Genomic DNA, 14056 nt, shown 5'->3' with positions numbered 1-14056 from the left:
CTCGCGCGCGTCAGCGCGGTACCGGGGTGACCGCGCGGCTGTCGATGACGCGCTGTTCGACACGGTGGATCAGGTCGTGCACCCGGGAGTCGCGCGCCAGCCTGCTGTCGAGCACCACGTTGATCACGCCCCGCAGCAGCGCGTACGGCTCCCACTGCGGCGGCGCGATGGTGCGCGCCGCCCGGCGGGCGATGCCATCGGCGACGGACTGCGCCGCGTCGTGCACCGTGATGCGCAGGTTCAGCGGCCACGGCAGTAGTGCGCCCAGGTCCGCGCCCAACTCGTCCTCGTCGAGGGTGCCGTGTGTCATCGCGGTGTCGACGATGCCGAAGTACGCCACGCCCGCGGTCGCCCCGACCGCGGCCAGCTCGACACGCAGCGCACGCCCGAACTGCTCGACCGCGGCCTTGCTCACCATGTAGGGCGAGCCGCCCATGCCGGGCGCGAACGCCGCGGCGGAGGAGACGACCACGACGTGGCCTTTCGCGGCGACGATGTCCTCCAGCGCCGGGTGCACGGTATTGAACACCCCGGTCACGTTGATGCCGATGACCCGATCGAAATCGCCGGGATTCATCGTCCGGATCGTCGCGGGCTCGGGCACCACTCCCGCGTTGGCCACCACGACATCGATCCGGCCGAACCGCTCGCGGACCCGGGAGATGGCTTCGCGCATGCCGATCCGATCGGAGACGTCCGCGCGCACCACCAGCGCACGCTCCCCCATCGAACGCCCGACGGCTGCCGCGGCGGCCTCGTCGATGTCGATCAACGCCACCGAAGCGCCCGAGGCATAGAGTTTTTCGGCCAGAGCCCGGCCGATGCCCGTGCCCGCGCCGGTGATCACCACCACCCGATCACGGACGTCGAGCCGGTTCTCGGCGGGCTGGGACAGCAGCTGACGCAGCAGGTCGGTTACCACGGCGCTCACCCGACCAGCAGCCGGTAGGACTCCGGATCGAAACGACTTGTGCGCCGCCGGTATTCGAAGCTCCAGTTCGGGTACAGGCCCGCGTTGCCGCCGTCGGCGGTCTGGTAGTAGCTGCGGCATCCGCCGGTCAGCCAGGCGGTGTCACGACTGCGCTCGGTCACCTCGTCGAGGAAGGCTCGCTGCACCTCCTCGCGCACATCGATCCGCCGGATTCCCCGCGCACGCATGGTGGTCACGGCATCGACGATATAGCGTGCCTGCGCCTCGATCATATAGATCGCCGACTGATTGCCCGCCGCCCCGAACGGACCGAGCGTGCAGAAGAAATTCGGGAAGCCCGCCATCGTGGCGCCGAGGTAACTACTCGGCCGCTCCCGGTAGCGGTCTCCGATCGACTCGCCGTCGATTCCGTGCACGCGGTCGAAAATGGCAGGAGGGACACCGAATCCGGTGCCCCAGATGATCGTGTCCACCGGATGCCGCGCGCCGTCGGCGGTGACGATCGACCGGGCGCGGATTTCCTGGATGCCCTCGGTGACGACCTCGACGTTCGGCTGGGTCAGGGCCGGATAGTAGGCGTCGGAGAAGATTGCCCGCTTGCACCCGATCACGTAGTCGGGCGTCAGCTTGCGGCGCAGAGCCGGATCCCGGACCTGGCGCAGCAACTGGAGCCTGCCGAGCGCCTCGTAGGGGTGCCGGAACCGCTTGTCCACGAAACCGACCAGGCCGAACCCTTCGATTCCGGTGTAGTACAGACCGCGGATCGCTTTGCCGAGCGCGGGTACCCGGCGCAGCAGCGCGCGTTCGGCGGGCAGGGTGCGGCGATCCAGCCGCGACACGATCCACGGCGCGGAACGCTGGAACACGGTCAGCTTCCCGACCTGCGGCTGGATCTCGGGAATGAACTGTACGGCCGACGCCCCCGTGCCGATCACCGCCACTCGCTCTGCGGTGAGATCGTGCTCGTGATCCCAATGCAGCGAATGGAACTGCGTCCCTTCGAACGTTTCCGCGCCCGGCAGCCGAGGGATCCGCGCCTCGCTGAACGGCCCGACGGCGGATACCAGCACATCCGCCGTCAGGTCGCCGCGACTGGTGCGCAACCGCCACAGCGTGGCCGCATCGTCCCAGCGAGCCTCGCGCAACTCGACGTCGAACCGCATGTGGCGCACCACGTCGTGGCGCGTCGCGACCGACCGGAGGTAGGCGAGGATCTCCTGCTGTGTGCCGTAGGTGCGCGACCAGTTCGGATTGGGCGCGAAGGAGTACGAATACAGGTGTGAGGGCACGTCGCACGCGCAGCCTGGGTAGGTGTTCGCCCGCCAGGTGCCGCCGAGGTCACCGGCGCGCTCGAGCAGCACGAAATCATCGATGCCCGCTTCGCGCAGCGAGACGGCCAGCCCGATCCCGGCTATCCCGGCGCCGATCACCGCGATCGGGACATGTTCCGTGGCCACTGTCATGTCTTCCTCCCACCCGCGCGCACCGTTGCCCGCTGAGCTCACAGATCCAGTTCGAGTTCGCCGCCGCGCGCCCGGGAGACGCAGGTCAGCATCGCCCACGTGCGCTCGGACTCGAGCAGCGACCGGTCGCGGTGGTCCACCGCGCCGGCGAGCACCCGGGTCTTGCAGGTGCCGCAGAATCCCTGCTGACAGGAGTAGGCCAGACCGGGCAGCACCCGGCGGATGGCGCTGAGCGCGGACTCGTCGGCGGCGACCTCCACGTCGAAACCACTGCGGTGCAGCCTGATCCGGAACGACTCCCCGTCCCGCACGGGCAGCGGCGAGAACCGCTCGGTGTGCAGCGAGGCCGTGGGATCGTGCAGTGCGAGAACCGCCCGGGCGGCCTCGGCAAGCGGCGGCGGCCCGCAGACGTAGACCGCGGCGCCGGGCGGAGTCTGCTCGAAGATCATCCGCGCGTCGGGCGGGCCGAATTCGTCGTCCGGACGCACCACCACGTCGCCGCCGGTGTAGCGGGCCAAGTCGTACAGGAACGGCATGCGCGACCTGGTCCGACCCAGGTACATCAGCCGCCACGGCACTGCGGCGCGCTCGGCCGCCGCGACCATGGGCAGGATCGGCGTGATGCCGATGCCGCCTGCCACGAACAGATAGCACGGGGCCTCGACGAACGGGAACGCGTTGCGCGGACCGCGCACGCACAACCGGTCGCCCACTCGCAGATCCCGGTGGATCTCCACCGACCCACCCTCGCCGTCGGCGATGAGGCGCACCGCGACGCGGTAGAACCCGCGGTCGGCCGGATCGCTGGTGAGCGAATACTGCCGCTGGCGACCCGACGGCAGGAAGACGTCCAGATGCGCGCCCGGCGTCCAAGCGGGCAGCGGACCACCGTCGGGGTGGCGCAGCCACAAGCTCACCACGCCGTCGGCCTCCTGCCCGATCCGGTCGACGACCACCTCGAATTCGTACCCGGTGCGACGGACCGGACTGGGACGCGAAAGCAACGGCGCGGCATCGCCCGCGACGAACAGTCGTTTGTAGGCGTCGGCCGCCGAGCCGATCAGCCGCAGCGCGGCCCCGGGCTGAAACCGCTCGCCGACCGCGGTCACGCGCCTGCCGCCCGTGCCGCGGGCGACTGCGCCAGGTAACGCAGCGCGTTGTCCATCGGCCCGAGCTGGGAGGGATGGAATCCCGGCCGCAGATAGCGCGGGATCTCGGTGAAAAAGGTGGTGAAGCTCGGCACCACACCGCGGACCGACGCGCTCGCCAGTTGCAGCGGCCAGAATCGGCCCTTGCGTTCGGACGGATCCTTATGGAACAGATAGCCGCCGGAGACGACGAACAAGGCGAGCAATCCCGCGCTGGCCAGCACCGCCTGCCGGGCCTTGCGAGCGTATCCGCCGTCGAGGTGCATGTACGCGTCGTAGACCACGCTGCGGTGCTCGACTTCCTCGGCGCCGTGCCAGCGGATCAGGTCGAGCATCGCCGGGTGCATGCCCTTGGCTTCCAGCTTGTCGTTGGTCAGCAGCCACTCCCCGATCACCGCGGTGTAGTGCTCCATGCCCGCGAACAGCGCGAGCCGCTCGCACAGCCACTCTCGTCTGGCCCGTCCGGTCAGCCCGTGGTCGCCGAGCACCCGGTCGACCAGCCAGGTCACGCGCTCGACCATCGGGCCGACTTCCAAGCCGAGCCGTTCCAACTGCTCGCGCGCCTTCTCGTGCGAGCTGGCGTGCATGGATTCCTGTCCGATGAACCCGCGGACTTCCTCGCGTAACCGCTCGTCCTCGATCAGGGGTAGCGCCTCGGCCAGCGCCTGCGCCATCGCGCGCTCCCCTTCGGGGAGCACCAGGTGCATGACGTTGATGATGTGGGTGGCCATCGGCTCGCCGGGGATGTAGTGCATCGGCACCGTGGCGAAGTCGAATTCCACCGCCCGCGCGTTGATGGCGTGTGCCTGGTCGGTATATACGGCAGAGCCCATCTCGCACCCCTCGTCCTCGATCGGTGTCTTCGCAATCTATTGATGACATCACATGCTGTCAACATCACATGATGTCTGTTCGGTTGCTATGAGAGGATGGCGCCATGGTCGAAGGCGACGGATCGATACCGGGCATGCGCCGCTGGCGCGGACTCTCCCCCGCCGATCGCGTCGCCACGCGCCGGGAACAGTTGATCGAGGCGTGCACGGAACTGATGGCGACCGTCGGCGCAGCCGAGGCGTCCATGCGCGGCGTCTGCCGGCAGGCCGGGCTGACCGAGCGCTATTTCTACGAGAGCTTCCCGAACCTGGACGCGCTGCTGATGACCGTGCTGGACACCGTGGTCCTCGGCGCGCGTGACCGGTTGCTCGAGGAACTGCCCAACGCACCCCTCGAACGCGACTCGATGTTCCGCCACATGGTCGGCATCTTCACCGACTATCTGCTGGAGGACCGCCGCCGCGGCCGGATCATGTTCATCGAATCGCAAGCCACTCCGGTGCTCATGCCGCGCGCCAACGAACTGATCGGCCTGTTCACAGCGCCGATCGCGCTCGTCATCACCGCGGGCGACTACTCCGAGCCGATTCCCGACGAGCACGACCACGCGCTCAACGCCAGCGCCATCTTCGGCGCGCTCGCCTATCTGTACCGCCCCTGGCTCGACGGTGAAATCCCTGTCTCGCGGGAACGTTTCGACGCGCACGCCGCCGACGTCATCGAACGGATCGCCACGGCCCGCTCCTCGCTGAGCACAGAGGCCTAGACACGCCTCGAGCCGCGCCCAGCGACGGTTCGGATCGGTAGCCGCCCAGCTCCTTCGGAGCAGCTCGGTCCACCGCGATGCCCGGGTCGAACGGCCGGCGCGGGCACGGATCAACCGAATCTCGCGAGTTCGCTTCCACCACAACACTGTTCGGTCAGTCCGCATGAGAGGCACACGCCGACGCGATACCGGCCGGTCAGCCCTGCATGATTCGCAGTGAGGTCACTCACATCCATCGAGGGGCCCAACCCACCGCCACCTCACGAATTGCCACCATTCGGCAATAGCCGATCAGTTGCCATTCCGAAAGTGATGCATCGACCCGCCCGAGGCGGCCGGGCGCGCTTCGGACCCGAAAACCCGCGACAAACCGAAACGGCCACTCACATCGCAATACTGCGAACGCCATAGCCAGGGTGTCACCGGTTAGTGATACCTCACGAAACAGATACCCGCGCGAGTGATTCCCGTCTCAGGGGCATGGCCGGCGCGGGATATAGCCATTTGTTGTTACTGTCGGGTAGTGTTCAATGCACCGACGATCAGAGTCGATCCGGAACCGTATATGTCAACGATTTCAGGAGCGCTCGTGTCTCCCCATTCTCGCTTCGAATCCATCGGCGCCTATCTGCCCTCGACTGTCGTTACCACCGAGGAGTTGCTGTCCCGGATGAAGGAACCCCCTTCGTTCGATCTGGAGAAAATCACCGGCGTTCGTGAACGCCGGGTGCGCGATACTCGACCGCAAAGTTACGAAGACTCCTTCACTCTGGCGGTGAAGGCTGTCGAGGACTGTCTGTCCAGGTCACAGTACGGTCCAGAGGACATCGACGTGATCATCTCCACCTCGATCTCGCGAGGCAAGCATGCCACCCGCATGTATATGGAGCCCTCGTTCGCCATGTCGATCAGCCGTCTTATCGGCGCTAAGAACGCCATTGTGTTCGACATTTCCAATGCCTGCGCCGGAATGCTCACCGGTACTTACATCCTGGACCGGATGATCCGATCCGGCGCCGTCCGGAACGGACTCGTTGTCAGCGGCGAGGCGATTACCGAAATTGCCGACACCGCGGTCCGCGAGATTTCCGAGAAATACGATCCGCAGTTTGCGGCGTTGACCGTCGGCGACTCCGGATGCGCGATCGTTTTGGACGAGGCCGTCGATGAAAACGACGTTATCCATTACATCGAGATGATGACCGCCGCGGAGTACGCGCACCTGTGCCTCGGCATGCCGAGCGACAAATCCCAGGGCGTCGCGATGTACACCGACAACCGCCGGATGCACAATGAGGACCGCTTCCTGCTCGGCACCAATACTCAGCGCAAATTCCTCGAGGCGCGGGGCAAGACCTTCGCCGACGAGAAGTTCGACTACGTCATCCACCACCAGTTCGGCGCCGCCGCCATTCCGTGGATGAACGCCATCGCCGAACGGGAGTTCGGTAGCCCGATGCCGCCGGATCTGCGGGTCATCGAGAAGTACGGAAACACTTCCACCACTTCGCATTTCATCGTCCTGCACGATCAGCTCAGCCAGCAGAACCTCCCCGCGGGATCGAAGTTGCTGCTGGTGCCCGCGGCCTCCGGCATCGTCACCGGGTTCGTGTCCACCACCATCTCGTCGCTGAAGGTCTGAGGTCAGTCATGAGCGTGCGCATCAAGTCCACCGGCATCAGCCGATCCGACGACACCTACAGCATCGTCGAGCACACCGCCCGCGCTGCCAAGCAGAGTCTGGAGCGCGCCGGAATTCGTTCCGATCAGGTCGGCCTACTGATCAACGCGGGCATCTTCCGCGATTCGAATACCGTCGAACCCGCGGTGTCGGCGCTGATCCAGAAGGCGGCCGGAATCGGCCTGGAATACGCCAAAGACGACCCGAGGACCTTCTCGTTCGATCTGATGAACGGGGCGGTCGGTGTCGTCAACGCGATCCAGGTCGCCACCTCGGTCCTGGAGACCGGTAGCGCCGAGCACGTGCTGATCGTGTCCGGCGACACCCATCCGTCGATGACCCGCTCGGTCGCCGACGACGAGTTCCCGTACTCCACCTGCGGCGCGGCGCTGCTGCTGGAGCGCACCGACGAACCGGACGGCTTCGGCACGGTGCACACCGTGAAGGGTGAGGGCACGCCGGCGGTCGAGGGCTATCTCGACATTTCGACGATGGGCGACCGCGGCCGCAGCCTGATCACCGTGGAACGGGAGCCCGGCTTCGAGGACCGCCTACTCGAGGTGGCTCTCGGCGCCGCGCGCCGAGCGCTCGCCGAATCGGACCACGCCTCGCTGAGCGAGATCGCGCTGATCGCGTCGACGCCGAGCCCGGAGTTCCCGAAGAAGCTGGCCGCCGCCCTCGGCATCGACCAGCGATCGGTCCGCCTACCGGATCTGCGTGACGGCGACCCGCACACGGCCGCGCTCACCGCGGCCTACGACTCGGCGATCGTGGACGACGGGCTCGCCGAGTACCGCCAAGTGCTGTTCGTCGCGGCGGGCGCGGGTCCGGCGGCGGCGGCGGTGCTCTACCGGTTGCCCGTCTTCGCCGGGGCGCCTGCGTGACAACGGGAACCTACTGGCAGGCCATCGATCGGTTTCGTGCGGTCGTCCGCACCGACCCCACCCGTGTGGCCGTGCGCTACGCGGATGGGATCGACCTCGATGGCCTGCCGGCCTACCGGCACCTTACCTATGGCGAGCTGGACGCGTGGTCGGACACCATCGCCCAGCGGCTCGCCGCGTCGGGTGTCGGCACCGGGACCCGCACCATCGTGCTGGTGCTGCCGAGCCCGGAGCTGTACGCGATCATGTTCGGCCTGCTCAAACTCGGAGCTGTGGCGGTCGTGATCGACCCGGGCATGGGCGTGCGGAAGATGCTGCGCTGCCTGCGCGCCGTGGACGCCGAGGCGTTCATCGGCATCCCGCAGGCGCACGCGCTGCGCGTGCTGTTCCGGCACGGCTTCCGCACCGTCCGCACCACGGTCACGGTCGGCAGGCGCTGGTTCTGGCGCGGCGAGTCGCTGCGGGACTGGGGCCGCACCCCCACCGGCGCGGTCACCGGGGTACGCCCGGCCGCCGAGGACGACCTGCTGCTCATCGCGTTCACCACCGGCAGCACCGGCCCGGCCAAGGCCGTGCGGCTGACGCACGGCAACCTGGCCGCGATGGTGGAGCAGGTGCACCTGGCGCGGGCGGAGGTCGCGCCGGAGGCCTCGCTGATCACCCTTCCGCTGGTCGGCGTGCTGGATCTGCTGCTCGGCTCGCGATGCGTGCTGCCGCCGCTGATCCCGAGCAAGGTGGGCGCGACCGATCCCGCGCACGTCGTCGACGCGATCGAGAGGTTCGGGGTGCGAACCATGTTCGCCTCCCCCGCCGTGCTGATCCCGTTGCTGGAGTATCTGCGCGCCCACCCGGCCGCACTGCAGTCGCTGGACAGCGTCTACTCCGGCGGTGCGCCGGTGCCGGACTGGTGCATCGCCGGACTGCGTGCGGTACTCCATGAGGACGCGAAGATCGTCGCGGGGTACGGATCCACCGAGGCGCTGCCGATGTCCACCATCGAGTCCCGGGAACTGCTGAACGGATTGGTGGAACGGGCACACCGCGGCGCGGGAACATGCATCGGCAGGCCCTCCCACCAGGTGCGGGCGCGCATCGTCGCCATCACCGACGACGCCATACCGACGTGGGCGCGGGCCGAGGAACTCGCCGGCGAGCTGGAGAACACCGGCGGGATCGGCGAACTCGTGGTCGCCGGGCCGAACGTCAGCACCAGCTACCAATGGCCGGAGCAGGCGAACACCCTGGGCAAGATCGTCGACGGCGACCGGATCTGGCACCGCACCGGCGATCTCGCGTGGATCGATGACCAAGGGCGGATCTGGTTCTGCGGACGCAAGAGCCAGCGCGTGGTGACGGCGCACGGACCCATGTTCACCGTCCAGGTGGAGCAGATCTTCAACACCGTCGCGGGCGTGGCCCGCACGGCGCTGGTCGGGATGGGGGCGCGTGGAGCGCAGCGACCGGTGCTCTGCGTCGAACCGAAGCCCGGCGCGGACACCGACCTCGTCGAAGTCGCGCTGCGGGCCCACGGGGCGCGGTTCGACCTCACCAGGACGATCGCCGACTTCTTGGTCCACCCGTCCTTCCCCGTCGACATCCGGCACAACGCCAAGATCGGGCGCGAGCAGCTCACGGTGTGGGCGGCCCGGCAGCTCGGAACGGACGACTGATGACGAAAACGACAGTAATACGAGCGATTCCCGTACTCGGGTGGCTGTATCTGGCCGGCGGCGTGCTCGCCGCGGCGACCGACCGTATCCCGGACAACCGGATCCTGCGCACCGTCTGGTGGATCGACGCTTTCCTCAGCGTCGTCGTGCACGCGGCGCAGATTCCGGTGGCCCTTCGCGCCGCCGAGGGCTCCGGCCGCAGCCGGTTCGCGACGGCGGTCCTGACACAGATCTTCGGCCTGACCTGGTGGCGAACCCAACCCGGCAAGGAGGAGGGGCAATGAGCAAAGTCCTGGTGACCGGCGCGTCCGGATTTCTGGGCGGCGCACTCGTGCGCAGGCTGGTGCGCGACGGTGAGCACGACGTCTCGATCCTGGTGCGCCGCACCAGCAACCTGAACGACCTCGGCGCCGACGTCGACAAGGTCCAGCTCGTCTACGGCGACCTGACCGATCCCGCTTCGCTCGAGCAAGCGACCCGCGGGGTCGACATCGTGTTCCACAGCGCGGCCCGCGTGGACGAGCGCGGCACCCGGCAACAGTTCTGGAACGAGAACGTCCGGGCCACCGAGCGACTGCTCGAGGCGGCCCGGCGCGGCGGGACGGCGCGATTCGTGTTCATCTCCAGCCCGAGCACGATGATGGACTACTACGGCGGCGACCAGCTCGACGTCGACGAATCGGTGCCGTACCCGCGGCGCTACCTGAACCTGTATGCCGAGACCAAAGCCGCGGCGGAGCGGGCGGTACTGGCCGCCGACACCGAAGGGTTCCGCACCTGCGCCCTGCGCCCGCGCGCGATCTGGGGCGCGGGCGACCGGACCGGTCCCATCGTGCGGCTGCTCGGCCGGACCGGAGCGGGGACGCTGCCGGATCTGTCCTTCGGTCGCACCGTGTACGCCTCGCTGTGCCACGTGGACAACGTCGTCGACGCCTGTGTGAAGGCGGCCGCTTCGGACGCGGTCGGCGGCAAAGCGTACTTCGTCGCCGACGCCGAGAAAACCGACGTCTGGGGATTCCTCGGCGAGGTGGCCACCCGGCTGGGATACCAGCCGCCGACCAGGAGACCCCACCCGCGGGTGATCAACGCGGCGGTGCGCGTCATCGAGACGATCTGGCGTATTCCGGCCATCGCGACCCGCTGGTCACCACCGCTGTCGCGCTACACGGTCGCCCTCTTGACCCGCAGCGCCACATATGACACCACCGCCGCCGCGCGCGATTTCGGCTATCGGCCGGTCGTGGACCGCGACAGCGGACTGACCGCCTTCCTCGCCTGGCTGGAAACCCAGGGCGGGGCGGTCGAACTCACCCGGAATGTGCGCTGAACACCACATCGGCCCCGGAGATCAGCATGAGCAACGCCTCTGTCTTCCGTCGGAAGATCACTCCCACCGAACACCTCTATTTCTCCACGCGGAGGGTGACCCCACCGTTCGTCATGCACCTCGCCGTCCACGGCGACGGCAGCCTGGACCCGGCCGCGCTGCAGCGGGCCGTCGACGTGGCCTCGGCGGCCACACCCGGCGCCCGCCTGGTCCGCGACGGCGGCGACTGGGTGGACAGCGGTCTGGGCGCGAGCGTGCGCGTCGTGCCGGGATGGTCGCTGAACTACGACGCCTTGGAGCACGACGCGGTGCTCGACAGCCCGATCGGTCCCACGCCGGAGCGGACCACCGAGGTGCTGCTGCTCACCGGCGCGCAGACCACCGTCCTGTTCCGCGCCTTCCACGGCGTGATGGACGGCATGGGTTTGCGGATGTGGGTGGACGACGTATTCCGCGCCTTGCGCGGGCATCCACCCCTCGGCGCTGCCGACCCGATCGCCGACGCCGAGCTGGTGGCCCGGATCGGCGCGCCGGGCAAACCGACTCTGGTCCTGCCGAGGTTCCCGGCGCCGACCGGCCGCGGCCGCCAGAATCCGGCGGGCCCGCGCTGGCTGCTGCGCCACCGCACCATCGAGGCTTCCGGGAAGGGCATCGTCGCACGGGTCGCGGCGGTCCTGGCCGCCGAATCCGGCGCGAGATCGCGCTTCATGATCCCGGTCGATCTGCGCAGGCACGATCCCGCGCTGCGCTCCACCGCGAACCTGGCGCTGCCGCTGTTCCTCGACGTCTCCCCCGGCGAGAGCTGGGAGACGATCAGCGCGCGGATGCGTACCGGGCTGCGGGAGAAACGGGAACTGAACGAGTTGGACAACGGCAAGCTGTCGATGTTCCCGGCCGCTGTGATCCGCGGGATACTGCGCGGCAGCAACTGGCTCGGGGCACGGCTGAACCGGAACATGGTGTCGGCCACCGTCTCCCACATGGGCGCGGTCGATCTCGACGAGATGGCCGTCCCCGGCTGGACGCCGACCACCATGCGGGCGCTGCCGCAGCACAGCGGCGCGATGCCGCTGCTGTTCGCCATGGTCGAGGCGCGCGGGAAACTGGAGCTGACCGTCTCCTGCCGCAACGGCGCGGGCATCGAGCCGCGGCTGGAGGCGCTGCTGGACAAGATCACCGCGCGGCTGGAAGCCGACCTCGCGCCGCACGATACGGCCGTGCGATGAACGCGCTCGCCCGGATCGTCCTCGCGCGGCCGAAAGCGGTGCTGGCCATCGTGACCGGCGTGATGCTGCTGTCCGGCCTGCTGGGGATCGGAGCGTCCGAGAAGGTCACGGCCGCCGGGTTCATCGACCCCGGCAGCGAGTCCGCGCACGTGGATCGGCTCGTGAGCGACCACTTCGGACCGCAGAATCCCGACGTGGTCGTGCGATACACCGCGCCGGAGGGCCAGACCCTCGACGACATCGGGCCTCGTGTGCAGGAATCGCTCGCACGGATCGACGCGGCGATGCTGCAACGGCCGATCGAAACCTATTGGAACGCCGGAATCGCCCGCAAGCAATTCCTGCGTTCGGCGGACAACCGGCACGCACTCGCCGTGGTGTACCTCGCCGGTGACGCCAACCGGCGAGTCAGCGCGTACCCGGCGATCGAGCCGCAGCTCCGGGTGCCGGGTGTGCCGACCGACCTGTCCGGCTACAGCGCCATCTCCACCGAGATCAACGCGCAGTCCCAGCACGATCTCCTGCGGGCGGAATCGGTCTCCCTGCCGCTGACGCTGCTCATTCTGGTGCTGGTCTTCGGCGGGCTCATCGCCGCGTCCTTCCCGGTGGTGGTCGGCGGCTTGACGGTGCTCGGCGCGATGGGCGCCATCCGGGTGCTCGCGGAGCTCACCGAAGTGAGCACGTTCGCGATGAACATCGCCTCACTGCTCGGACTCGGAATGGCCATCGACTACGGGCTGTTCCTGGTGACCCGGTTCCGTGAGGAAGTCGCCGACGGGCACGAGGTGCGGTCCGCGATCGCACGCACCTACGCGACCGCCGGCCGTACCGTCGCGTTCTCGGCGCTGCTGCTGGTCTGCGCGTTCGCCGGGACGTTCGTCTTCCCGCAGGCGGTGTTGCGGTCGCTCGGCATCGGCGCGATCACCGCGGTGGCGCTGGCCGCCGGGATCTCGCTCACCGTGCTGCCCGCATTGCTGGCCCTGTTCGGCGCGCGAATCGGCACCGCTCGGGCGATCGAACGCAGCGACCGGTTCTGGGGCGGCCTGGTCGATCGGGTGCTGCGGCGGCCGGGTCTGGTGACCGTGGTGGTCGGCGCCGTCCTGCTGGTCTTCGCGGCGCCGCTGGCCGGTCTGCGGCTGGGCGACATAGACCATCGGGCGTTGCCCCCGGGCAACCCCATGCGCGTCACCGTCGAAGAACTCACCGCGCAGTTCCCCGCGGCAGGTAGCGGCGTAACCGCCGTGCTGCACGGCACAGACGGGCCGCCGCAGTCGGCCGCCGTCGACGCGGCCGCGGCGGCGCTCGGCGAGGTCGACGGGGTGCGGCAGGTCGTTCAAGTGGGTCGCGCCGAGGACTTCGTCGTCTTCCACGCGTTCCTGCGCGACACCGACCGCACCGAAGCTGCCACTGCCACGGTGCGCGGCATGCGCGGCATGACTCCACCGGACGGCACCGTCTTGTGGATCGGCGGTGACACCGCGGCCACCGTGGACAGCGTGCGCTCCATCGTCGCGGCCATGCCCTGGATGATCCTCGTCATGGTCACCGCGACGGTGGTGCTGCTGTCCGTCGCGTTCCGCTCGATCGTACTGCCGCTCAAGGCCGTGGTTCTCGCGTTCCTGAGCCTCGCCGCCACGTTCGGCGTGCTCACCTGGATCTTCTGCGGCGGGCATCTGTCGGGCCTGCTCGGCGTGAGCACCGGCCCGATCACCGCGGGCATGCTGGTACTGATCATCGCGGTCGTCTTCGGGCTCTCCACCGACTACGAGGTGTTCCTGCTCTCACGCATGGTCGAAGCGCACGAGGCGGGCGCCGACACCGCGGCGGCGGTACGCGCGGGCACGGTCAAGACCGCGCGAGTGATCACCGCGGCGGCCACTCTCCTGGTGATCGTCACCGGCGCGTTCACCCTGTCGCCGCTCACCCCCATGCGTTTCCTCGGCCTCGGCATGATCATCGCGCTCGTCGTGGACGCCACTCTGGTCCGGATGCTCCTGGTACCGGCCCTGGTGCAGCTGATGGGCCCGGCCAACTGGTGGTCCCCGCGCCGCCGCCGCGTCGTTGCGGCCACCGTCGACCGGATCCGAGAACGCGCGTCGGCCACGCGCTGACCGGCTCTGCCGACC

12 protein-coding genes are annotated in these 14056 nt (G+C 68.6%); 8 read left to right on the top strand and 4 right to left on the bottom strand.

What is annotated here, in order from left to right; translation table 11 throughout:
• Nucleotides 1–10: 10 nt before the first annotated feature.
• Genes K8O92_21080 through K8O92_21065 form a run of 4 tightly spaced genes read right to left on the bottom strand, consistent with a single transcriptional unit; the run spans nucleotide 11 to nucleotide 4375 of the window.
• Nucleotides 11–931 carry an SDR family NAD(P)-dependent oxidoreductase gene (locus K8O92_21080; protein UAK36099.1) on the bottom strand — a complete coding sequence of 307 codons (921 nt, stop codon included), beginning with the start codon at nucleotides 929–931 and terminating at the stop codon, nucleotides 11–13.
• On the bottom strand, nucleotides 928–2394 hold the full coding sequence (locus K8O92_21075; protein ID UAK30411.1) for an NAD(P)/FAD-dependent oxidoreductase: 1467 nt from the start codon (nucleotides 2392–2394) through the stop codon (nucleotides 928–930). The genes K8O92_21080 and K8O92_21075 overlap by 4 nt, the downstream gene beginning before the upstream one ends.
• A 38-nt stretch (nucleotides 2395–2432) precedes the next feature.
• Complete coding sequence (locus tag K8O92_21070) at nucleotides 2433–3503, bottom strand: PDR/VanB family oxidoreductase (protein ID UAK30410.1); 1071 nt, start codon at nucleotides 3501–3503, stop codon at nucleotides 2433–2435.
• On the bottom strand, nucleotides 3500–4375 hold the full coding sequence (locus K8O92_21065; protein ID UAK30409.1) for a metal-dependent hydrolase: 876 nt from the start codon (nucleotides 4373–4375) through the stop codon (nucleotides 3500–3502). The genes K8O92_21070 and K8O92_21065 overlap by 4 nt, the downstream gene beginning before the upstream one ends.
• Nucleotides 4376–4479: 104 nt before the next feature.
• Between K8O92_21065 and K8O92_21060 the strand changes: the two genes are divergently transcribed.
• From K8O92_21060 to K8O92_21025, 8 genes are all read left to right on the top strand, one after another.
• Nucleotides 4480–5142 (top strand): TetR/AcrR family transcriptional regulator, encoded by a 663-nt coding sequence (locus K8O92_21060; protein UAK30408.1) that lies wholly within the window; start codon nucleotides 4480–4482, stop codon nucleotides 5140–5142.
• A gap of 565 nt (nucleotides 5143–5707) precedes the next feature.
• The gene (locus K8O92_21055; GenBank protein UAK35851.1) at nucleotides 5708–6784 is read left to right on the top strand and encodes a 3-oxoacyl-ACP synthase; all 1077 of its coding nucleotides are present in this window, start codon (nucleotides 5708–5710) and stop codon (nucleotides 6782–6784) included.
• Nucleotides 6785–6792: 8 nt separating this feature from the next.
• Nucleotides 6793–7707 carry a hypothetical protein gene (locus K8O92_21050; GenBank protein ID UAK30407.1) on the top strand — a complete coding sequence of 305 codons (915 nt, stop codon included), beginning with the start codon at nucleotides 6793–6795 and terminating at the stop codon, nucleotides 7705–7707.
• The gene (locus tag K8O92_21045; GenBank protein ID UAK30406.1) at nucleotides 7704–9377 is read left to right on the top strand and encodes an AMP-binding protein; all 1674 of its coding nucleotides are present in this window, start codon (nucleotides 7704–7706) and stop codon (nucleotides 9375–9377) included. The genes K8O92_21050 and K8O92_21045 overlap by 4 nt, the downstream gene beginning before the upstream one ends.
• A complete protein-coding gene (locus tag K8O92_21040; protein ID UAK35850.1) occupies nucleotides 9374–9661 on the top strand; it encodes a hypothetical protein in 288 nt (95 codons plus the stop codon). Before K8O92_21045 ends, K8O92_21040 begins: the two co-directional genes overlap by 4 nt.
• Nucleotides 9658–10704, top strand: coding sequence for an NAD-dependent epimerase/dehydratase family protein (locus tag K8O92_21035; protein UAK30405.1), 1047 nt, complete (start codon nucleotides 9658–9660; stop codon nucleotides 10702–10704). The genes K8O92_21040 and K8O92_21035 overlap by 4 nt, the downstream gene beginning before the upstream one ends.
• Nucleotides 10705–10730: 26 nt before the next feature.
• On the top strand, nucleotides 10731–11930 hold the full coding sequence (locus K8O92_21030; GenBank protein UAK30404.1) for a peptide synthetase: 1200 nt from the start codon (nucleotides 10731–10733) through the stop codon (nucleotides 11928–11930).
• Nucleotides 11927–14041, top strand: coding sequence for an MMPL family transporter (locus K8O92_21025; GenBank protein UAK30403.1), 2115 nt, complete (start codon nucleotides 11927–11929; stop codon nucleotides 14039–14041). The genes K8O92_21030 and K8O92_21025 overlap by 4 nt, the downstream gene beginning before the upstream one ends.
• The last annotated feature ends 15 nt before the right edge of the window (nucleotides 14042–14056 follow it).

Source organism: Nocardia asteroides, from assembly GCA_019930625.1.
Taxonomy (GTDB): domain Bacteria; phylum Actinomycetota; class Actinomycetes; order Mycobacteriales; family Mycobacteriaceae; genus Nocardia; species Nocardia sputi.
Note: the sequence above shows the minus strand (reverse complement) of the source record. Positions and strands in the feature narration are given on the sequence as shown.